This window comes from Thermostichus vulcanus str. 'Rupite', assembly GCF_022848905.1.
In the GTDB taxonomy this organism is placed as follows: domain Bacteria; phylum Cyanobacteriota; class Cyanobacteriia; order Thermostichales; family Thermostichaceae; genus Thermostichus; species Thermostichus vulcanus_A.
Genome location: NZ_JAFIRA010000044.1, coordinates 1 through 20871 on the forward strand (window position 1 = coordinate 1; position 20871 = coordinate 20871).

Annotated in this window: 15 protein-coding genes; 9 read left to right on the forward strand and 6 right to left on the reverse strand. The window is 55.6% G+C overall.

Translation table 11 applies throughout. The annotated features are described in order from the left end of the window. Window positions 1-168: 168 nt before the first annotated feature. The 4 genes from JX360_RS14040 to sbcD all read right to left on the reverse strand — a co-directional run bounded on the left by JX360_RS14040 (window position 169) and on the right by sbcD (window position 3141). Window positions 169-771: a TraB/TrbI/VirB10 family type IV secretion system protein gene (locus tag JX360_RS14040; protein WP_244352152.1), complete on the reverse strand. Its 603-nt coding sequence runs from the start codon at window positions 769-771 to the stop codon at window positions 169-171. A gap of 43 nt (window positions 772-814) precedes the next feature. Next, window positions 815-1060 carry a GlsB/YeaQ/YmgE family stress response membrane protein gene (locus tag JX360_RS14045; protein ID WP_244352153.1) on the reverse strand — a complete coding sequence of 82 codons (246 nt, stop codon included), beginning with the start codon at window positions 1058-1060 and terminating at the stop codon, window positions 815-817. 97 nt (window positions 1061-1157) lie between these two features. Next, window positions 1158-1436, reverse strand: coding sequence for a sll1863 family stress response protein (locus JX360_RS14050; protein WP_244352154.1), 279 nt, complete (start codon window positions 1434-1436; stop codon window positions 1158-1160). A gap of 382 nt (window positions 1437-1818) precedes the next feature. Beyond that, window positions 1819-3141 (reverse strand): exonuclease subunit SbcD, encoded by a 1323-nt coding sequence (sbcD, locus tag JX360_RS14055; RefSeq protein ID WP_244352155.1) that lies wholly within the window; start codon window positions 3139-3141, stop codon window positions 1819-1821. Window positions 3142-3344: 203 nt separating this feature from the next. Here sbcD and JX360_RS14060 point away from each other — a divergent pair, with 203 nt between their 5' ends. From JX360_RS14060 to JX360_RS14100, 9 genes are all read left to right on the forward strand, one after another. Beyond that, window positions 3345-4421, forward strand: a complete 1077-nt coding sequence (locus tag JX360_RS14060) for a hypothetical protein (protein WP_244352156.1) — start codon at window positions 3345-3347, stop codon at window positions 4419-4421. A gap of 222 nt (window positions 4422-4643) precedes the next feature. Continuing rightward, window positions 4644-9239: a glutamate synthase large subunit gene (gene gltB / locus JX360_RS14065; protein ID WP_244352157.1), complete on the forward strand. Its 4596-nt coding sequence runs from the start codon at window positions 4644-4646 to the stop codon at window positions 9237-9239. A gap of 160 nt (window positions 9240-9399) precedes the next feature. Next, window positions 9400-10407 carry an LLM class flavin-dependent oxidoreductase gene (locus tag JX360_RS14070; RefSeq protein ID WP_244352158.1) on the forward strand — a complete coding sequence of 336 codons (1008 nt, stop codon included), beginning with the start codon at window positions 9400-9402 and terminating at the stop codon, window positions 10405-10407. 27 nt (window positions 10408-10434) lie between these two features. After that, complete coding sequence (locus JX360_RS14075; protein ID WP_244352159.1) at window positions 10435-11118, forward strand: DUF2232 domain-containing protein; 684 nt, start codon at window positions 10435-10437, stop codon at window positions 11116-11118. Window positions 11119-11293: 175 nt separating this feature from the next. Beyond that, window positions 11294-11854 (forward strand): hypothetical protein, encoded by a 561-nt coding sequence (locus tag JX360_RS14080; RefSeq protein ID WP_244352160.1) that lies wholly within the window; start codon window positions 11294-11296, stop codon window positions 11852-11854. 45 nt (window positions 11855-11899) lie between these two features. Continuing rightward, window positions 11900-13084, forward strand: a complete 1185-nt coding sequence (locus tag JX360_RS14085; RefSeq protein ID WP_244352161.1) for a pyridoxal phosphate-dependent aminotransferase — start codon at window positions 11900-11902, stop codon at window positions 13082-13084. Between the two features lie 97 nt (window positions 13085-13181). Beyond that, complete coding sequence (locus JX360_RS14090; protein ID WP_244352162.1) at window positions 13182-13982, forward strand: ParA family protein; 801 nt, start codon at window positions 13182-13184, stop codon at window positions 13980-13982. A gap of 1 nt (window position 13983) precedes the next feature. Continuing rightward, window positions 13984-14853, forward strand: coding sequence for a hypothetical protein (locus JX360_RS14095; protein ID WP_244352163.1), 870 nt, complete (start codon window positions 13984-13986; stop codon window positions 14851-14853). 200 nt (window positions 14854-15053) lie between these two features. Further along, entirely contained in the window at window positions 15054-16703 is a 1650-nt protein-coding gene (locus JX360_RS14100) for a peptide chain release factor 3 (protein WP_244352164.1), read from the forward strand. A 6-nt stretch (window positions 16704-16709) separates the two neighbouring features. On the opposite strand, the gene JX360_RS14105 is transcribed toward JX360_RS14100, so the two are convergent. Next, complete coding sequence (locus tag JX360_RS14105) at window positions 16710-18695, reverse strand: YegS/Rv2252/BmrU family lipid kinase (protein ID WP_244352165.1); 1986 nt, start codon at window positions 18693-18695, stop codon at window positions 16710-16712. Between the two features lie 38 nt (window positions 18696-18733). Further along, entirely contained in the window at window positions 18734-20797 is a 2064-nt protein-coding gene (locus JX360_RS14110) for a prolyl oligopeptidase family serine peptidase (RefSeq protein ID WP_244352168.1), read from the reverse strand. Window positions 20798-20871: the final 74 nt, after the last annotated feature.

The following is a 20871-nucleotide window of genomic DNA, read 5'->3' on the forward strand; positions in this document are numbered from 1 at the left end:
GGACGGGTTTTCGTGTCCTTTGAGTCTAAAAGAAGCCCTGCCCGTAATAGGTAGGGTCGGCTCAGGGGATGGGGTATTTGGCAATCCCCTGAACTCCATGAATCCCTCACAGCTTCAAGCTGTGGGGGGCTAGAAGGGAGAATCCCCCGGTTTCTAACCGGGGGAGTGTCAAAATCGCACCGGGCTATCCAAAGTCAGGTTGATTGTCTGATTGGGGCGTAACACCACCACCTGAGGCGCAGTGATATTGCCCACGGCCACTCCGGCTCCAGCCCCACCAATAACCCCTAGGGCAGAAACCCCCCCTGTGAGCAAGCCCAATACTGTGCCCCCCACAGCGCCAATGGCTGCATCCTCAGCAATGGATTCAGCGGAATATTGGCGGGGATCCTTCTCGTCATGGATCAAATCTGACGACATTTGCACTGAATAAAGTCGCCCATTGGCGATCAAAGCTGTGCCGAAGAACCTAGCGCCCCCTTGAGCCGGTCGCAAGCTCCCCCGCACCTCACTACCCGCTGGGATGACCAATTGGCCGCTGCCGTTGTAGATATCCTGAGCGACGCGCAAGGTCACGGGATGGGTGCTATCAGGGCTGAAATACTGCGGCTCTTCTCCCTCAAGGCTTTGGACTGGGATGATTGTGCCCGGTTGCAGCTGTTGTACCCCCAGATCAAACAATTGTTGAGCCGAAGCGGGGGGCAGGATCAGTAAACCCAAACTAGGGGTAGCTAAGCCGATCATCGCCGCCGAAAGAACACGGATATTCATGAACTATCCTCCAAAATGCAGTATCCTGTGGGCCGATTGGGGATCAGGCCCGACGAACAAAGCTGATCAAAGCCAGCAAAACCAACGCCCCAATCGTGGCCATCAACAAACTTCCCAACAGGCCCGTGGCTGTGAAGCCGAGTAAATCGAAGAGAAAGCCCCCAAAAAAAGCTCCACAAACACCAACAACAATGTTGCCGATCAGACCAAAGCCGTAGCCGCGCCGAATAGTCCCAGCCAGCCAACCAGCGATGGCCCCAATTAGTAGAAACCACAGTGTGCCGTTCATGTCATTGACTCCTTACTATGCAGAATGATGCGGAAGTGAACGCTCTGGGAACCAACCCTTCGACAGATTACTCAGAAACTGGAAACAGTCAATCCTCTCACTGAAACTTGGCAAAAGCATTATCCAGGGCACTTTGCAATTCACCCCAGGCAGACTCAAGGCCCAATCGTAACTCTTCCCAAGCTTCACCACTACTGTTTTGTAGAGACTGTAACCGTTCCTCAAATGCAACACGCTTTAACCTAAGAGCCTCCAGACGCTTGTTTTTCGCTTCGTCTTCGGCCTGTTTTGCGGCGGCTTCTAACTTCTCGATCTGAGCAATGATATTATCCAGTTGAGATCGCATTTTGCTTTGATAAGCTAGTCGCTCTTGCATGACCTATTCTCCGATACATACTCGTGACTTTTGCCGGTTGACTTTTACCAGTCTTTACCAGTGGCGATGGGTCACTTTCCATCTGTAGATAGGCTAAAAGAAGAAGGTGAAAATCTTGTGAACAGCCTGGGAGCCCGATTCGATGAGGCTTTGTAGCGACAAAAAAAGGACTGGCAGTGTGAGGTCTACCAGCCCGATTCAGTTCCCTGTGGGTGAGCTGATACCGTTGTTGCCAACGTCTTCAACCCAATTCCTAGTTTGGGCTCTTCTCCGTAATCCCGAAGTGACCTGGATCACCTGAAATCTGAGACATCGGTGACGGGCTCGGAGCTTGATCCAAATCAAATCCATCCCACTCTAAGGGATCCCTCTGTCGTCAACGCTAGAGCAACCGCAACTGCTGCCCTTCCGGTTGAATAACTTCTTGAATAGTATCTGCGGCTTCCAATTCCTCTAGGCTGGGATCCCAGTCGCATTCCTGTAAGAGATCCGTCGATTCCTCCAGCAACTGACGGGCGGCGGCCAGCAAATCATTGCGCAATGGGGCTAAATCGCTGCGGCTGGACAGATATTGTTCCAGTGTGGTTAAGGGTTCTAACTGGTTGGGATCCAATCCCGGTAGGCGGGTGCGGTTCGGGCCAATCACTTCTGGGGCAATGGTGTAACTGAAGGCGGGGGCGAGGGCGGTGTGCAGGGCTCTTTCCTCGATGCAGTCCATCTGGTCGGGGCGCAGCCGATAAATCAGCCGCAGAATGGATCCGGCTACAGGTGCCTTGGCAATGGCCGCCAAGAGTTTGGCTTGAATCTCCTGCGAGGGATCCCCGCTGAAATCCAAACGAATGGTATGGAAGGGGCGAGTCGGCAAAGGCAGGAATTCGTAGCTGGCCCCTGAGGGGGTGACCTCCACCAAGACACAGCCTTTTTCTTCCTTTTCTTCGCCAAAATCCACCCGGTCAATACTACCCGGATAGATCATCAAGGGATCCCGGCTCACCACCTGATGACGATGCACATGACCTAAGGCCACATATTGGTAAGCAGGACGAGCCAGCAGCGACAGCGGTACTGTAAACCCCTTGCCCACCGACAGATGGCGCTCAGCCCCATAGCGAGCCGTTTCCACCATCACATGGGCCAACAAAATGGCCGGGATCCCGGTCTGTAGGGTACGGATCTCCCCTTCCAGGGCTAGGTGGAGGCGCTGGAGCAGCTGGTGGGCAAGGATTTCTGCATTCAGCCCCAAGCTCTCCTGTTGAGTCAGGAGAGTGGAGCGGTTCAGCCAAGGCAAGGTGGTGACCTGCACAGGGCCGCTGCGGGTCTCAATCCAATGGGTTTGCAGCCGGTCGCCCACAATAAACCCAGATACCCCCAAAGCCCGATAGATGGCCAGACTGGTGCCCTCTTGTCCTTGTCCGTATTGATCATGGTTGCCCACCAAAAGGACCGTCGGGATCCCGGCATCGGCCAGGCGGCGAAATTCTTGGGCAAAGAGTTCTTGATGTAAGGGGGGTGGGGTGGCATCGGGAAAGGCATCTCCGCCAAACAGCACCAGATCCACCTCGTGGTCAAGGGCATGATCGATGCAGCGACGCAGGGATCCGACAAAATCTTCCAAACGGGTATTGAGGCCAGTGGCGGGGTTAATGTAACCGTGGGCTAGGCCACTGCCCAGATGAATATCAGAAAGATGCAGCAGCTTCACCATCTCGGGCACTTTGAATCAGTATTTTCATTCAATTTTCATTCAGTATTTAAGTATGGAGTCATCGGACGGTAGGAGCCAAACTCGGGCACAGGATATAGTGGGTCAGGTGACTCCGGTGGGTCGCGGGTGGATTCTCACCCATCCTCAAAAGCAGTCTGTCGGGTCAGACCGTCACCAGAGTGTCTGTTGTGGAGAGGAGATGAATGGTGAAGCAAAAGCGTGCCTCCCGGCTCGTGCCTCCGTCCTGTGTTGCCAACGTAAAAAGGGCGATTCCGACCGCATTGGGGTTGGGGATTTTCGCACTCGGATTGCTCGGTTGTGGTGAGGGCACAACTCCTTTAGGCCCACTGGAAAACACCTTCTTGCGGGCCGATGATTTCGAGATTACGGGGGGATCCCCGGCAGCGGGCGCGGTGGGAGCCTACCTGGAATTCAACATCCGCCGACAACGGGATAATCAAATCCTGAATCGCCCCTTCAATGTCTATGTGGATAATGTAGGACTGGCAGAAGAACAGGATCCCCCCCTGGACAATCAGAACCGCCCCATCCTGTTGCAGCGATCGGTCGCTTTTTTGGGGAATGGCCTTGATCTGAATGGGGATGGCCAACCGGATCTGCCCCCCAAAGAACCCCCTAGCATCGAGAGTGGCCCCTTGCTGCCCTACGCCCCTCCCAACAACTGGCAAACTCGAGCTGCCCTAGCCTATGTGCCCGGTCAAACCAATATCCCCGGACGGGGCCCCAGCGATCGATTCGGCATCTACTTTTCTTCGATCCTGCCCTATACCGGCGAGATTCGCTTCCGCGCCCGCGATGAACTGGGCAATGCCTTTGGCCGTAGCTTTAGGATCACCTATCCCCCTGCAGGCAGCCGGGCCAGTGTCACGGTCACCTTGGCCAACCTGAGCGCCAGTGAGCAGGAACCCGTATTCATCGCCATCTGTAACCAACTGGGAGCGGCGGCAGTGGTTGGTCTGAGAAGTGGTAGTTTCACGGAGCTGGTGGATCTGTTGCCTGCCCCTGGGCTGCAAGTGGATCCCGGCCTGAGCGAACCGATTCGTTATGTGGCGGAGGCTTATCAGTTTAATCGGGAGCGAGCTGTCATTCGCGTCTCCCGCAATCCGGCTGACCCGAGCCGTCTCAGCGTTCCCCTACTCGGATCCGAAGGCGCCACAGGACGGGCGGATTTAACTCTGGTGGACTCCACAGGGGATCAGCTCACCTGCTTTAATGATCTCCTCTCGGATCTGCGAGATACCTTTTCCGACTTCTTTTGAGAAAGACGAGAAGAGTAGAGAAGAAAAATCCAAAAAATCTGTTCACGACGAGCATTTTCTTGTCTTTCTTTGGTTGTCTGGGCACCCTGAAACATTTTGTTGCCCTATCGGCAAAGGCCAGCCCCGACTTGGGGTTGTCCCCTTTTCCTGTCGGATTGGATTGAGATATGCTGGTTTTCCACATCCAAACGTGTGGGTTTATTCCAGACTGCTTCTACCCCTATGAATCTTCATCATTCCCAGATTAAAGTTCCCATCCTGGACGAAAGCTGGCATGTTCAAGAACGGGATGCCTGTGGAGTAGGGTTCTTGGTGGATCAACGGGGAAGAGCCAGCCATGATCTGCTGCAAAAAACCCTGGCGGCCCTCACCTGCATGGAACATCGGGGAGGCTGTGGTGGTGATAACCAAAGCGGGGATGGAGCGGGCATTACGACAGCAATCCCTTGGGCATTGCTCCAGGCAGAGGTGGGATCCCTGGATCCCATCCACAGTGCGGTGGGAATGCTTTTTTTGCCTCAGGATCCAGCCGAGTGTCAAGCAGTTCGGAACCTGATTGATGGCTATTTGGCCGGCACGGAATGGCGACCTGTGGCTTGGCGGCAAGTACCGGTGGATCCAGAACAACTGGGGCCGATGGCGCGGCAAACCATGCCCTCCATCTGGCAGTTGATCCTCGCCCACCCCAGCTTGAGTGGGGATGCGCTGGAGCACCAACTGTATCTGTTGCGGCGGCGGCTCCGGCGGCAGGTGGAGGCTCAGTTTGGCTTCTACTCCCTCTACTTTGCCTCCTTGTCCTGTCGGGTCATCGTCTACAAGGGCATGGTGCAATCGGCAGTCTTGGGTCAGTTTTACCGGGATCTACAGAATCCCCTCTACACCACTGCCTATGCCACCTACCATCGCCGGTTCAGCACCAATACCCTGCCCCGCTGGCCCTTAGCGCAGCCCTTCCGCTACCTCTGCCACAATGGCGAAATCAACACCTACCTGGGCAACGTCAACTGGATGGCGGCCCGTGAGCAAACCCTTTCCCACCCGATTTGGGGCGAGGAGGTAGAAGACCTGAAACCGATTATCGACCCGGGCACCAGCGACTCAGCCGGACTGGATGCGGTGTTTGAGCTGTTGATCGAGTCGGGCTACTCCAGCCAACAGGCGATGATGGTGCTCATTCCCGAAGCCTATCGCCACCAGCCGGAACTGCAGGATCACCCAGAAGTGGTGGACTTCTACGAATTCTTTGCTGGGCTACAAGAACCTTGGGATGGCCCTGCGATGGTGGTGTTTTGCGATGGCAAGACGATTGGGGCCACCTTGGATCGCAATGGGTTGCGCCCAGCCCGCTATGCCCTCAGCCGGGATGGGATCCTGGCGGTGGGCTCAGAAGCTGGGGTTGTGGATTTGCCGGAGGCCGAGATCCTAGAAAAAGGGCGGCTAGGCCCGGGGCAAATGCTGACGGTGGATCTGCAGAGCGGGCAAATTTGCAAAAACTGGGACATCAAAACCCAGGTGGCCGCCCAGCATCCCTACGGCGACTGGCTCAAGGCCCACCGCGTTACCCTCGATGCCCAAGACTTTGAAACCACTCCTTGCCTTTCAGAAGAACAACTGCTCCAAGCCCAAACTGCTTTTGGCTACTCCCTCGAAGATGTGGAGATGATCATCGAAGAGATGGCGGCCACAGGCAAGGAGCCCACCTTCAGCATGGGGGATGATGCGCCACTGGCGGTGCTCTCCACTCAACCGCATCCCCTCTATGACTACTTCAAACAGCGCTTTGCCCAGGTCACCAACCCGGCGATTGACCCGCTGCGGGAAAGCTTGGTGATGTCGCTGGATGTCTATCTGGGATCCAAGGGCAACCTTCTGGAGATCCGCCCAGAACATGCCCGCTTGCTGCAGTTGCGTAGCCCGGTGCTGAACGAGGCAGAACTGGAAGCTCTCCAGCACACCCCTTTCCCCTGTCAAACCCTAGCCATCCTCTACCCAGTGGCCGATGGCCCGCAAGGATTAAAAACTCGCCTCGGATCCCTGTGTGAGCAAGCTGTGGCAGCCGTTCAGTCCGGGGCAGAAATTTTGATTCTCTCCGACCGGGGCTTGAGTGCCGAACAGGCTCTGGTTCCACCTTTGTTGGCGGTGGGAGCGATCCACCATCATCTCATTGAACGGGGATTGCGCCTAAAAACCTCGCTGGTGGTGGACACTGCCCAATGCTGGAGTACCCATCACTTTGCCTGTTTGATTGGCTATGGAGCCAGTGCCATTTGTCCCTATTTGGCTTATGAGTCAGTGCGGCAGTGGTGGCACAAACCCAAAACCCAAACCCAGATGGGATCCGGCAAATTGCCTCAGCTTTCCCTAGCGGAGGTACAACTGAAGTACCGAGCCGGGATCGAGGCGGGGTTACTGAAGATCCTCTCCAAAATGGGCATTTCGCTGCTGTCCAGCTACCACGGGGCCCAGATCTTTGAAGCGATTGGCCTCAGTCCAGAGGTGATTGATATTGCCTTCCGAGGTACTGTGTCGCGGGTGGGGGGCATGACTCTAGCGGATCTGGCCCGGGAAGGCATGCTCAACCATCAGCGGGCCTTCCCAGAGTTGAGCGTGAAAAAGCTGGAAAACTTTGGCTTTATCCAAGCGCGGCCCAAAGGGGAATACCACATCAATAGCCCGGAAATGGCGAAGCTACTACACAAAGCGATTGAATCGGGTCAGCCTTCCCATTACGAAACCTACAGAGCGCACCTGCGGAGCCGCACGCCCACGGCTCTACGGGATCTGTTGGAGTTTAACCCTGATCGGGATCCCATTCCTTTGCAGGAGGTAGAACCGGCTTCTGAAATTTTCAAACGCTTTGCCACAGGGGGCATGTCTTTGGGCGCCCTTAGCCGCGAGGCCCACGAAACCCTGGCCATTGCCATGAACCGCATTGGCGGCAAATCCAACTCTGGCGAGGGCGGCGAGGATCCGGAGCGGTATCTCATGATCACCGATGTTACCGCTGACGGCACCTCCCTGCGTTTTCCCCATTTGAAGGGCTTGAAGGTGGGGGACAACGCTAGCTCAGCCATTAAACAGGTGGCCTCAGGGCGTTTTGGCGTTACCCCCGAGTACCTGATCAACGCCCAGCAAATTGAAATCAAAGTGGCTCAGGGAGCCAAGCCAGGGGAAGGGGGACAACTGCCGGGCAAAAAGGTCAGCCCCTACATTGCCAAGCTGCGCCGCTCCAAACCGGGGGTGACCTTGATCTCGCCGCCGCCCCACCACGATATTTACTCGATTGAGGATCTGGCCCAACTGATTTTTGATCTACACCAGGTGAACCCTGAGGCCAAGGTTTCGGTGAAGCTGGTCTCGGAAATTGGCATCGGTACGGTAGCGGCTGGGGTAGCCAAAGCCAACGCCGATATCATCCAAATCTCTGGGCATGAAGGGGGGACGGGCGCTTCACCCTTGAGTTCTATCAAGCATGCCGGGGTGCCCTGGGAGCTGGGTCTGGCAGAGGTACACAGTGCTCTCCTGGAAAATGGCCTGCGGGATCGCTCGATTTTGCGGGTGGATGGTGGCATTCGCACCGGCTGGGAAGTGGTGATGGCGGCCATGCTGGGGGCGGAAGAGTTTGGCTTTGGCACAGTAGCCATGATCGCCGAGGGTTGCATTATGGCGCGAGTCTGCCACACCAACAATTGTCCCGTCGGGGTAACCAGCCAGAAGGAAGAGTTGCGCAAACGCTTCCCGGGCACACCCGATCATGTGGTGACCTTCTTTTCGTTTGTGGCTGATGAGGTGCGCCAAATTCTCGCCCAACTGGGCTACCGCTCCTTGAAAGAGGTGATCGGGCGGGTGGATCTGCTCTGCCCGCGGGCCGATGCAGTTCTGGAGAAAACCCAATCCCTGAACTTGGATGGTTTGCTCGAGATCCCTGCCACCGATGCAAGAACCCTGCCGGATTGGTTGGACCATGAGCCAGTTCATTCCAACGGCCCGGTGCTGGATGATGAGATCCTGGCAAAGCCAGAGATCCAAAAGGCGTTACAGACCTGTGGTACCGCCACGCTGGAAACCCCCATCCGGAACACAGATCGCTGCGTGGGCGGACGGATTGCCGGAGCTATAGCCCGCTTGCATGGGGATACAGGCTTTGCTCAACAGGGAGGACAGTTAGACCTGCGCTTTGTCGGCAGCGCCGGGCAGAGCTTTGGGGCATTTACGCTAGCGGGCATACGTTTGACTCTGATAGGAGAAGCCAACGATTATGTGGGCAAGAGCATGTGTGGTGGGGAGATCATCCTGCTGGCCCCCAGCGACGCGCAACGGGATCCCTCAGAAAACGTGATTTTGGGCAATACCTGTCTGTACGGGGCAACAGGAGGCTACCTGTTTGCCAACGGACAGGCGGGGGAACGCTTTGGGGTGCGCAACTCTGGGGCACAGGCGGTGATTGAGGGATCCGGCGATCATTGCTGTGAGTACATGACCGGTGGCGTGGTGGTGGTGCTAGGCCGTGTTGGTCGTAACCTGGGGGCCGGCATGACGGGGGGCTTAGCCTATGTGCTAGACGAACAGGGCAACTTCCCGGCCAAGGTGAATGGCGAGATTGTGCGGATCCAGCGGGTGCAGACTGCGGCGGCAGAGGCCCAACTGAAGGGGCTTATTCAAGAGCACTATCGCTTCACCCATTCCCCGAAAGCGGAGCGGATCCTGCAGGACTGGGAAAGCTATCTACCTCAGTTCTGGCAAGTGGTTCCACCTTCTGAAGAGGGTACTGAATTAACGGATCTGACCCAGGCCAAGACAACGGTTGTGTCCTCTTAAAGTTAAGGGCTTGTGTGGGAGGAGCAAAAGGTCTACACAACCCTGTCGCGACAGCAGGCTATTCACCTTTTGCTGCACGGGATCCCGTAGCAAACACTACCACGGGTGGACTGAAACTCTGATTGGATATCGGTAAGCTTGCCAAATTCTTGGGAACGCCATGAAGATCGGACTCTTTCACCAGATGTGGGCTCATGCCGCCCTTTCCGATGCGGAATTCTTCGCGCAAGCCATTACCGATGTGCGTTGGGCGGATGAGCTAGGGTTCGATTCCTTCTGGATGGGGGAACACCATTTGGTGCGCAACACCCCTTTCTACGGTCGGGTGCCGATCCCAGAATTGATGGTAGCGCGGCTAGCGGGAGAAACCCGTCAGATCAAGTTGGGCACCGGGGTGAAAATCCTAACGGTGGCCGATCCAATGCGCTTTGCCGAATCGATTACCACCCTCGATCTCCTCACCCAAGGTCGTGTGGTGTTTGGGGTAGGCCAAGGCAGCGGCGGTGACATTCAACAGGCGGGCTTTGCGGGCATCGACAAACGGGCCCAGTTCCGCGCCAACCTGATGCAGGTGATCGAGTACCTGAATACCGGCCCTGATGCGGACAAGCCCTGCCTCACACCTCCTCCGAGCCCCGGACTGGTGGATAAACTTTGGGTTGCCTCCCGTGATACCGAAACCGTCAGCCTGATCGCTCAGCAAGGGCTGAATCTACTGGTGGGACAGGCGGAGGCTCCCGTCAAACAAGCAGAATACGTGCGGCACTATCGCCAACAGGGATCCCACGGCAAAGTGTGTGGCTGCCGATTGGTGCATGTGGCGGAAACTGATGCCGAAGCCCTACGCCAGGTAGAAGCGGGGGCAACTTTGTACTTCAACCTCTACTCCAAAGGGGTCTATTACCAAGAGGCCATCGCCGAAGGTCGGATCCCGGCTACCCCTCCCGAGAGCCTGCCGGATATGTTGGATCGCCTGGATTATTTGGTGGGATCCCCGCAAACCGTGGCCCAAAAATTGCAAAGCTACTGCGATACTGTCGGGTTGGATTTGTTAAATGTGATGGTGCATATCCCTGGTTTGGCTGAGGAAGATGTGCGTCGTTCCATGCAGTTGGTGATTCAGGAGGTCGCCCCGCAATTGCGCCCAACCCTGCAACTGGTGGCCTAAGCTGGGAAAGGTGTTTTTCCCTGTATTGTGACCCTGCCCTCTCCGCCTTCTGTGCAGGATGACTTTCCTCCCCTGCCCCCTCCTCCCCCCCGTTCTCCAGCCTTAAAGGTGGTAGAAACGGCCTTTTTGGCCAGTACCTCCGCCTTGATCTGGATCTTGAGCTACACGCCGCTGGCCCCGTTTATGCGCCTGTTTTTTCCGATTCCGGTGGCGCTGGCGGTGATGCGCTGGGATCCCCGTACAGGGGCGATGGCCTTGGTGGTGTCCAGCCTGTTGCTGACGGTGTTGATGGGGCCGACCCGCAGCGTTCTCTACGTCATCCCCTATGGCATTCTGGGGTACTGGTGTGCCCGGCTTTGGCAACGGCGCCTTTCTTGGTATGTCTCGGTGTTGAGCGGGGCCTTGATCAGCGCTTTTGGCCTCATCTTTCAGCTCTTGCTCTCGTCGTTGCTGGTGGGAGAAAACCTCTGGACTTATGTGACGATTCAGTTGACCAGTCTGACCAACTGGCTGCTGGATGTGTCCCTGAGCTGGCTGGGGGTGTACTGGGTGGCGGAGCCCTGGATGATCCAGGTGGTGGTGGTGGGGTTTATCGGCTTTAACTCACTCATTTATGTGTTCACGGTGCATTTGGTCGCGGCGCTCGTGATGGAGCATTTTCGTTGTCCGTTGCCACCTCCCCCCAAGTGGGTGCAGTTTTTGCTGGATTAGCTGGGGTCATTTGCCTCCGGATGGGTTGTCCAGGTTTTGTATCCAGACTGCTGGCCAATTTCAAATCCGCTGCCTAGGGTGTAGCCTAGATCAAGTCTCGATTGGCAGCCTGCTGTCGTAGGGGGGTTGCCGGAGGCGTTTGGTGTCCGCAACAGTATTTCCCAATTTTGAGACCATGACCCCACTGCCTGCCCCTGCCCACAAATACCAGTTTCGCGCCCTTGGCCTGATTAAGGGATCCCTGCAACCGATCCCCGATGCCTATGCTCAGGCGATGTTGGTCACCCCGGAGGGAGAAGAGTACCCGGCCACACCTGGGCGAGCCGAACTCCTGCGCCGCTTCACCTACTGCGTTGAAAGTGGGCATACCTACTGGTTTTTTGTGCAGCCACAACCACGACCAGGAGGGGCCTTGGGTTTAAGCGTCATCCGCATCCTGGCTCTGCCGGAAGAGGAGCAAGATCCCGATCTGGAGGAAGAACCCTTTTTGCCGGCACCTGAGGATGTCGAAGAGGGTTTCAACATTCGCGGCATTGTCGAGCCTCAGGATGGCTTTATTTCCGTAACGGTGCGGCGTAAACCCCAAGGCAAAAAACAATTTCCCCCCTTGCAACTGCGTTTAGAAGGTTTTCTGCCCGGAGCCTCGGCAGGCGAATTTTGGGATCTGTTGGCGGAGCGAGAGGGCAACGAGCTGTTGCTGGTGGATGGTAGCCGCCTCTTGACAGCTGTAGCCTAACTGCCTAGAACTAACCCAACCTTAACTAAGAGAGATCTCCGACTGATGGTGTCTGCTGCCGGCTTGTCCCAACGGGTTGCTCATCTATCCCCTTCCGCCACTTTATCGATTTCTGCTGTGGCAAAAGCCATGCAGGCGGAGGGGTTGGATGTCTGTAGTTTGAGTGCGGGTGAGCCAGATTTTGAGACACCTGAGCACATTCGGGCGGCTGCCGTTCGTGCTTTGGAGGAGGGGAAAACCCGCTATGGCCCTGCTGCCGGGATCCCTGCCCTGCGCCAAGCAGTTGCCGACAAACTGCAACAGGAAAACGGCCTTAACTTCAGCCGCGACCAGATCCTGATCAGCAATGGGGGCAAACAAACCCTGTTTAACCTGGCGATGGTGTTGTTGGATCCCGGTGATGAGGTGATCCTGCCGGTGCCCTACTGGGTAAGCTATCCCGAAATCGTCACCTTGGCGGGGGCCAAAGTCGTTCGCGTGCCCACAGAGGAAGCCCAAGGGTTCAAGCTCACCGCTGCACAACTCCGCCAAGCCCTGACTCCCCACACCAAGGTGTTGATTCTCAACTCTCCAGCTAACCCGACAGGAGCGGTTTACCATCGTCACGAGCTAGAAGCCCTGGCCGAGGTGATCCTCTCGGTACCGGATCTCTATGTAATCTGCGATGAGATCTACGAAAAACTGGTTTATGGAGAAGCCCACCACATCAGTTTGGGATCCCTCTCCCCAGAGGTATTCCAGCGCACGATCCTCAGCAGCGGGTTTGCCAAAGCCTATGCCATGACCGGCTGGCGAATTGGCTACCTAGCAGGCCCAAAGCCAATTGTCGATGCGGCCATCAACTTGCAAAGCCACAGCACCTCCAATGTCTGTACCTTCGCCCAATATGGAGCGTTAGAAGCTCTGACCAGCCCTTTGTCTGCAGCTTCGATTGAAAAAATGCGCCAGGAATTCTCCCAGCGGCGGGATCTGATGGTGCAAGGGATCCGGGCTTTGCCAGGGGTGACCTGCCCGCAACCGGAGGGAGCCTTTTATGTGTTCTTCAATATCCGGCAGACGGGGTTAAGTTCTGTGGAGTTTTGTCAGCGCCTCCTCAAGGAGCAGCAGGTGGCCGCCGTACCCGGAGTAGCCTTTGGAGCCGATCACTGCATCCGGCTGTCCTATGCGACCGACCGCGCCACCATCGAAAAAGGCTTGCACCGACTGCACCAGTTTGTCTGTTCCCTCTGATACCCAAAAAAGGCCGATTAATCCCTACATAAAGTGTGAACACTATTGCTTAACGCTAGTTATAGTGTTATGGAACTGACTATGAGGGGCTCAACTCATGTCTAGCAGAACGGCGCTTGTCGTCACCGTTGCCTGTTTGAGTGGGGGATCCGGCAAAACCACAGCCGCCCTCAACTTGGCCACCATGCTGGCGGACCATGGCAAAACCTTGGCCATCGATTTCGACCCGCAGGGCAACTTAAGCCAGTGGATGGGCTGGACGGATCTATCGGAGTCGGCCACGATTGCGGAGACCATTCTACCAGGGGCGGATCGGGTTCACATCAGCGAGATTATTCGCCTCCCCTTAAATGAGGATCGCCAAGAACGGCTCTGGCTGGCCCCCAGCGATTACAGCCTGTCGCGGGCCATGGATGCGATCGTCATGGAACCGGGGCGGGAGTTGTTTTTGAAGCGGGCTTTGCGACCGATTTTGTCAGACTATGACTTTTTGGTTATCGACAGTCCCCCCTCCAAGGGCTTGCTCACCTACAACAGCATTCTCAGTGCCGATCTCTTGGTGGTGCCGACGGAATGTACCCAGAAGGGGGTGATGGGGGCCTTGAGTACCCTGGTGCTGCTGAAGGAATTGGAAGAGCTAGATTTTCATGTACCGAAGTTTTTGGGGGTGCTCCCCACACGGGAACAATGGGTGGGCAACAATCGCACCAAAATGTCCCGGGCGGCGGTGGAAGCCCTCACAGACATGATGCAAGGGATCCCGGTTTTTACCCCGGTACGGCAAAGTACAGTGGTGCAACAAACCAACAGCATGGGCTGGTCATTGGCGGAGTCGGGAGAAGAGCTCTTGGCCCAACCCTATCGCGAGGTCATCGAGGCTGTATTGAGGGCGCGCTGACATGGCTACCTCCAAGAAGCCCCCCAAGAAAAAATTACCCACAGGCCCCACCAAAGCGGATTTACTCTCACGGATGGGGGTGAATAAGCAGCTGGAACCGTTCGCACCTTCCCCTCCGGATGCCGTAGGCATGGCGGCGCCTGGGCACCTTGAACCCGCACCTACCCCTGCTGAGGATCCACCTCACCCGCCGGCATCTGGTGTTGAATCTGCTGACCCTGGTGAAGTTGAACCGATCCTACCGGCACCTGCCCTTGCTGAGCCGCCCCAAGAACCGATTCCGCTGCTAGCCATCGCGGCCTCTGTCCCTGAAATGTCTCTGCCTGATGCGGATCTCTGGCCCGACCCACCACCGGATCCTGTCGAGGTGGAGGAGATCGCCTCCCCAGTTCTTTCCCCCCCAGTCCACCAACTCGAATCGGGTGACGCTGTCTTGCAAGCGGAGCTTTTGCCACCTGCCAGCGCCCGTACCCACAACGGTCATAGCAACGGCAATGGGGCTCACAGAAATGGTGCCCCCAATCGGCCTGGTTCCCAACCGGATCCCTTGCCGCTTCCACCCATTCCCAAACCGGCAGCGGCTCTGCCGGATCCCCGCGATGCTCTGGATGCGCAACTGGGCCTACAGAAGCTCACCCTCAAGTGCTCTGCCGACATGCTTGAAAAGCTGGGATCCCTGCAAAACGCTACCGGGCTACCGGGGGAGATTCTCATTGAGGTGTTGCTGGATCATTGGGAACAACTGCCCAAGCCTGTGCAACAGGACTGTCTCATGCAAGCGCATCGTATTCGAGTAGAACGGTTGGTGATTAGCCAAAACCACACCATCGCCACCATTGAGCAGCTTTTGAATGAGCAGAACTTACTCTGATTCGTGCCTCTACCTGCCTGTATGCAGGAAAACAGAGACTGGGGTTCTATGCTAGGGTCAGAGTAAATTTGCTTACCCTTAGTGCCCTTTTGCCTGTGCTCTCTCCTCCCTGATTCTGTTGATACGTGGCTGGACTTGCCAAACCCCCTTTTTTTCCTTCTTTGACGTGAATCAGGTTGTGATTTGGAGCAACAATCCCGATGAAAGAACTCGACTTGGCTAAAGCAGTAGAACAACGACGCACTTTCGCCATCATTTCCCACCCCGATGCCGGGAAGACCACCCTCACTGAAAAACTCTTGCTCTACGGGGGTGCGATTCAGGAAGCCGGGGCGGTAAAAGCCCATCGGGCCCAAAAGCGGGTCACATCCGACTGGATGGAGCTGGAGAAGCAGCGGGGCATTTCCATTACCTCAACAGTGCTGCAATTTGACTACCGCAACATCCGCCTCAACCTGCTGGATACCCCCGGCCACCAAGACTTTAGCGAAGATACCTACCGAACCCTGGCGGCGGCTGACAATGCGGTGATGTTGGAGGATGCCAGTAAGGGATTAGAAACCCAGACCCGTAAGCTGTTTGAAGTTTGCCAGATGCGGTCGTTGCCCATTTTCACCTTCATCAATAAGATGGATCGCCCCACCCGGGATCCCTTGGAGCTGATGGATGAAATTGAGACAGAACTGGGCCTCAAACCCTATCCGGTTAACTGGCCGATTGGCTCCGGGGATCGCTTTACGGGCGTGTTTGATCGTCGCACACAGGAGTTTCACTTTTTTGAGCGGGTATCCAAGGGGCGGATGCGGGTAAAAGATACAATCATTAAACTCGGGGATCCGCAGATTGAGGAGTTAATTGACAAAGATCTGTACTACCAATTTAAGGAAGAACTGGAACTGTTGGATGGCTTAATGCCCAGTTTGGATCTGAAACAGGTGCATTCTGGTCAACAAACTCCGGTCTTTTTTGGGAGTGCCATGACCAACTTTGGGGTGGAGCTATTTCTCAATTCATTTTTAGAGTATGCCCTGCCTCCAATGGCTCACGAGAGCACCTTGGGGCTGATCCCTCCCGAACATCCTGAGTTCACCGGCTTTGTTTTTAAGTTGCAAGCAAATATGGATCCCCGCCATCGGGATCGCATTGCTTTTGTGCGGATTTGCTCCGGGAAGTTTGAGAAAGATATGGTCGTCTATCATGCCCGTTTGAATCGCAGCGTGCGTCTGTCCTATCCGCAAAAGCTATTTGCTCAGGATCGGATCTCCATTGATGAAGCCTATCCTGGGGATGTGATTGGTCTGAACAACCCTGGCATTTTTACCATCGGTGATACCATCTACACGGGTTCTAAACTGCGATACGCAGGGATCCCGAGCTTTTCGCCCGAACTCTTTGCTTACTTAAAGAATCCTAATCCCTCCAAATTTAAGCAGTTCCAAAAAGGGGTGAGCGAGTTACGGGAAGAGGGAGCAGTACAAATCATGTATTCAGTTGATGATTCGAAACGGGATCCAATCGTAGCGGCGGTGGGTCAGTTGCAGTTTGAGGTGGTGCAGTATCGCCTTGAACATGAATACAATGTCGAGACCCGCCTAGAGATGTTGCCCTATACCTTGGCACGCTGGGTGGAGAATGGTTGGGAGGTGCTGGAAAATATCCCCAGTTTGTTTAATACAATCCTTGTCAAGGATGTTCAGGAGCGGCCCGTTCTCTTGTTTAAGAATGAATGGACTTTACAACAGTTTGTTGGCAGCAACCCGAAAATTAAGCTCAGCAAAATTGCCCCTGTTTTGGAACTTGGCCCGGAATCCAACCATGTCCAAATATCCAGCCAAATATCCAGTAGATGAACCCAGTTAATCTTCACCCGCCTTTGCAGACTGTCTTAAGTCTTGAATCCGCCACATGGTGATACAGGTAATCAACCACAGGGATCCAAGGCTGTACCCCGCCAGCAAATCGCTGGGCCAGTTCAATCCCAAGTAGGCGCGGCTCAAGCCGATGAACAGCAGGATCCCCAACACTCCCCAGCGGATCGATAGCCGGTGTTCAGGCCAATACTTTGCCGAAAAATAGCCCAGTAGACCATAGATGACTGTTGCCCCAATCACCTGCCCACTGGGAAAGCTGTAGCCCGTCTCCGATAGGATGGGATCCCACAAATCCGGGCGTTCCCGGGAAAAAGTGGGCTTGAGAATCCCAGCCAGGATCCCGGCCCCCAAACCAGCCAGAACCAGCCCCCCAGCCTGACGCCTGTGTTGCTGTCGCCAAAGCCAACCTGTTCCTAGAAGCAACAGGGCAACCAAAGTGAGTGGATGCCCTAGCCCCCACCCTAACCTCGCCAGGGGATCCAGCCACGGGCTAGCTTGATGCAGCCCTTGCAACACCCACTCATCAAGGTTTTGACCGGGGGATTGCAATCCTTCTAAAGCCCAACTTAATCCCCAAAGGGCAAAGGCGGAACCGAGGATCCCGCCCAAGCCAACGGTTGCCGTCAACAGAGTCAAGCTCGGGGAGATGCGCTTCACCCAAAAGATGGCGATTTTTTCGGCGGAGTTGGGCCGTTGCACCGGGGGTGCAATCACCGTCAGCCCAGCTGGAATTACCTCGATCTGGACAGGGGTTGTGCCCACCACTTCCCCATCGATGACGACTTTTTGGGGCGGTGTGGCTTCTACCCGAATGCGGGAGGCCTTGAGGGTGAGGATCCCCTCCAACTGGGGCACCTGCCTAGCCAAAGAAGCCCCCAACAAATGCACCAGGTCTCCGGCAGCTTGCACCCGTTGCGCCAATCCTTGGGAAAGCTTCTTGGGGGAGGGGTCACTTTGAGAGCGCACCAAGGTCACATCCAGCTTGCCATCCCTCGGGTTGACCTGTCCCCGTCCTTGCGCCAATACAGAAGTGGCCGGGGCAGCATTGGCAATGGTGAGGGCGGTTGCCTGTAGAGGTTCCGATTCAGCGCCATCCACCTGCATCGTCACCTGAAATGGTTGTTGCTCCCCTAGCTGCTGCAACCCTGCCACCAGGTAAGCCAAAGGGCCAAAACGGGTTTTCAGTTCGCGGCTGGCCCGTTCTATGGTTTCTGCTTCAAACCCAATCCCCGCCAGCAGGATCATGGGTTCCCCATCACAGCGAGCAGCATCCACCACCCGTGTCGATCCGGCCAAGATCAGATCGCAGGCCCGTTCCAAATCATCCGGGATCCCCAGCGCTGCGGCAAAAGCATTGGCCGTTCCCCGTGGAATCACCCCCAACGGAATACCGGAACCCAACAACACGCCCGCCACTGCGGAAACGGTGCCATCCCCTCCAGAGGCAATGACCAGATCCGGCTGGGCCGCCAAAGCCTCTTCTGCCAGACTCTTTGCCCCCCGATCCGGCTGAGTGATCAGCACATGCAGGTGCATCCCCACCCCTAACCGCTGTCGGATCAAGGCCAACTGTTGCGTCTCATCCCCCTGCCCGGAAATTGGGTTGAAGATCAAGTAACCCAACCGCTGCCCTGCCCAAGCCCGCAGCACCATCTGCGCTGTTGCCAAGTTCAGGGCCAAAGGCACCTGAGCCGTCTCACACCGCGCCACCCATTCCCGCAACTGCTGAGGTTCCATCTCGGATCCCGGCAATAGGATCACCAACTGGGAATCCGCTTTGCCCATTTGTTGGCCCAGTTCCGCCGCAGAAGCGAGCCACTGTCCCCGCAAGCCTGCTCTCTCCAAATGGGCACCCAGGGATCCGGCTGCCACCAACCGAAAGCGAGCCAAGAGCCCCCGCTGCTGCTGGAGCCAATCTACCAAGGCCGTCTGGTGGGTTTCGGCTGCCCACAGCAAAAGTTCGGGTTTCATCCCCATGGTTATCCTCCAGAGCTAGAGGAGATTCGGAGTTACTCACCCAGATTTTCCGTCGGGATCCCCAACACCTGGACCAAAAAAGCCCAACGATCGGCGGTTTCTTCAATAAGCTTAGTAGTGGGTTTACCGGCCCCATGTCCGGCTTTGGTCTCGATGCGAATCAGTACAGGTTGGGATCCCTGATGGGCTGCCTGGAGGGCAGCAGCAAACTTGAAACTGTGGGCGGGAACAACGCGGTCGTCGTGGTCACCAGTGGTAATCAGCGTGGCGGGGTAGGTTGTACCGGGTTTGAGATTGTGCAAGGGCGAATAGGCATAAAGCGCCTGAAATTCTTCCGGGTTTTCCGGGGATCCGTATTCAGAAATCCAGGCCCAGCCAATGGTGAATTTGTGAAAACGCAGCATATCCATCACCCCCACTGCCGGCAGGGCCGCCGCGAACAGATCCGGTCGTTGCATCATACAGGCTCCCACCAACAGTCCCCCATTACTACCTCCAGAAATAGCCAGTTTGGAGGAATTCGTATAGCCATTGGCTATTAACCATTCGGCAGCGGCAATAAAATCGTCGAACACCTTCTGTTTGTTGAGTTTGGTGCCCGCTTGGTGCCAATCTTCGCCATACTCACCCCCTCCACGCAGGTTGGGTTGGGCATAGATACCACCCATCTCTAGCCAAACCACCAGACCAATAGAAAAACTTGGGGTTAATGGCACACCAAATCCGCCATAACCATACAGCAGGGTAGGATGATCCCCGGTCAGCTGTAAGCCCTTTTTGTGAGTGATAAACATGGGCACGCGCGTGCCATCTCGGCTGGTGTAGAAAACCTGCTTTACTTCATAGGCATCCGGATCAAAGTCTACCTTGGGCTGACGGAACAGGGTGCTGCTGCCGGTGGCAAAATCATACCGATAGATGGTGGGGGGAGTGGTGAAGCTGGTAAAGGTATAGAAGGTTTCCGTGTCGTAGCGTTTGCCGCCAAATCCACCAGCGGATCCCAAGCCGGGCAAAGGAATCTCCCCTAAGAAGCTGCCATCTAGAGCAAAGGTTTTGATTTGGGTATGAGCATCTTTCAAGTAGAAAGCAACGAATTGATTGTTGATCAGGCTGATTCCCTGTAGGGTCTCTTCCGCTTGCGGAATCACCTCTTGGATTCGTTCTGGCTGTTGGATATCAATAGCCATCAAACGACGGCGAGGAGCCTCTAAGTCGGTACTTAGCCAAAATAGGGATCCCTCATTGCCCACAAAGCTATACTCTGCCTGAAACTCAGAAATAAGCTCCACCACTGGTGAGTTGGGATCCCTGAGATCCTTATAGAAAATGAGATTTTTGGGATCCGTACCTCGCCACACAGAAATAATTAAATAGCAACCGTCTTCACTAACAATGGCGCTGAAGCCCCACTCTTTTTGATCGGGCCGATGATACACCAAAATATCATCCGCCTGGGATGTGCCTAGGCGATGGTAGTAGAGCTTTTGAAAGTAGTTGGTTCCTTCGTACTCCTGGCCAGCATCAGGTTCATCGTAACGGCTGTAGAAAAAACCTTGACCGTCTTTTGTCCAGCTTGCCCCTGAGAATTTCACCCAACGGATGTGATCAGCTAAATCTTGGCCGGTTTCAATATCGCGTACCTTCCATTCCTGCCAATCGGAGCCAGAGCTAGAGAGTCCATAGGCCAAATACCGTACATCTTCACTAATGGCAATCCCCGACAAAGCCACCGTGCCATCTTCTGAAAAAGTATTGGGATCCAGCAAAACCCGCGCCTCACCTTCTAACGAGTCTTGAGTGTACAGAACACTTTGGTTTTGCAAGCCGTCGTTTTTGAAGAAAAAGTAGCGCCCCCCCTCCTTGAAAGGCTGGCTGTATTTCTCGTAATCCCACAACTGGGTCAGCCGCTCCTGCAGCCGTTGCCGGGCCGGGATCCCCTTTAGGTACTCAAAGGTAACTCGATTCTGGGCTTCCACCCAAGCCCGTGTTTCATCGGAGTCAAGATCCTCTAACCAACGATAGGGATCCGCCACCTTCTGGCCATGGTAGTCATCGACAACTTGCGGATCCTGACGGCTGGGAGGATAACTGAGCATAGGAGATTGGCAGGAAAGAGCTATTCCACTATGACAAAGGTTTGGGGCAAAGATCTGGCTCCAAAGAGGGGCAG

What these genes read in the sequence shown, in the direction of transcription:
- JX360_RS14095 (WP_244352163.1), top strand. Translation starts at nt 13,984, where the DNA reads ATGGCTACCTCCAAGAAGCCCCCCAAGAAAAAATTACCCACAGGCCCC.
- sbcD (WP_244352155.1), bottom strand. Translation starts at nt 3,141, where the DNA reads ATGGTGAAGCTGCTGCATCTTTCTGATATTCATCTGGGCAGTGGCCTA.
- JX360_RS14050 (WP_244352154.1), bottom strand. Translation starts at nt 1,436, where the DNA reads ATGCAAGAGCGACTAGCTTATCAAAGCAAAATGCGATCTCAACTGGAT.
- JX360_RS14045 (WP_244352153.1), bottom strand. Translation starts at nt 1,060, where the DNA reads ATGAACGGCACACTGTGGTTTCTACTAATTGGGGCCATCGCTGGTTGG.
- JX360_RS14080 (WP_244352160.1), top strand. Translation starts at nt 11,294, where the DNA reads ATGACCCCACTGCCTGCCCCTGCCCACAAATACCAGTTTCGCGCCCTT.
- gltB (WP_244352157.1), top strand. Translation starts at nt 4,644, where the DNA reads ATGAATCTTCATCATTCCCAGATTAAAGTTCCCATCCTGGACGAAAGC.
- JX360_RS14070 (WP_244352158.1), top strand. Translation starts at nt 9,400, where the DNA reads ATGAAGATCGGACTCTTTCACCAGATGTGGGCTCATGCCGCCCTTTCC.
- JX360_RS14110 (WP_244352168.1), bottom strand. Translation starts at nt 20,797, where the DNA reads ATGCTCAGTTATCCTCCCAGCCGTCAGGATCCGCAAGTTGTCGATGAC.
- JX360_RS14090 (WP_244352162.1), top strand. Translation starts at nt 13,182, where the DNA reads ATGTCTAGCAGAACGGCGCTTGTCGTCACCGTTGCCTGTTTGAGTGGG.
- JX360_RS14100 (WP_244352164.1), top strand. Translation starts at nt 15,054, where the DNA reads ATGAAAGAACTCGACTTGGCTAAAGCAGTAGAACAACGACGCACTTTC.
- JX360_RS14060 (WP_244352156.1), top strand. Translation starts at nt 3,345, where the DNA reads ATGGTGAAGCAAAAGCGTGCCTCCCGGCTCGTGCCTCCGTCCTGTGTT.
- JX360_RS14085 (WP_244352161.1), top strand. Translation starts at nt 11,900, where the DNA reads ATGGTGTCTGCTGCCGGCTTGTCCCAACGGGTTGCTCATCTATCCCCT.
- JX360_RS14040 (WP_244352152.1), bottom strand. Translation starts at nt 771, where the DNA reads ATGAATATCCGTGTTCTTTCGGCGGCGATGATCGGCTTAGCTACCCCT.
- JX360_RS14105 (WP_244352165.1), bottom strand. Translation starts at nt 18,695, where the DNA reads ATGAAACCCGAACTTTTGCTGTGGGCAGCCGAAACCCACCAGACGGCC.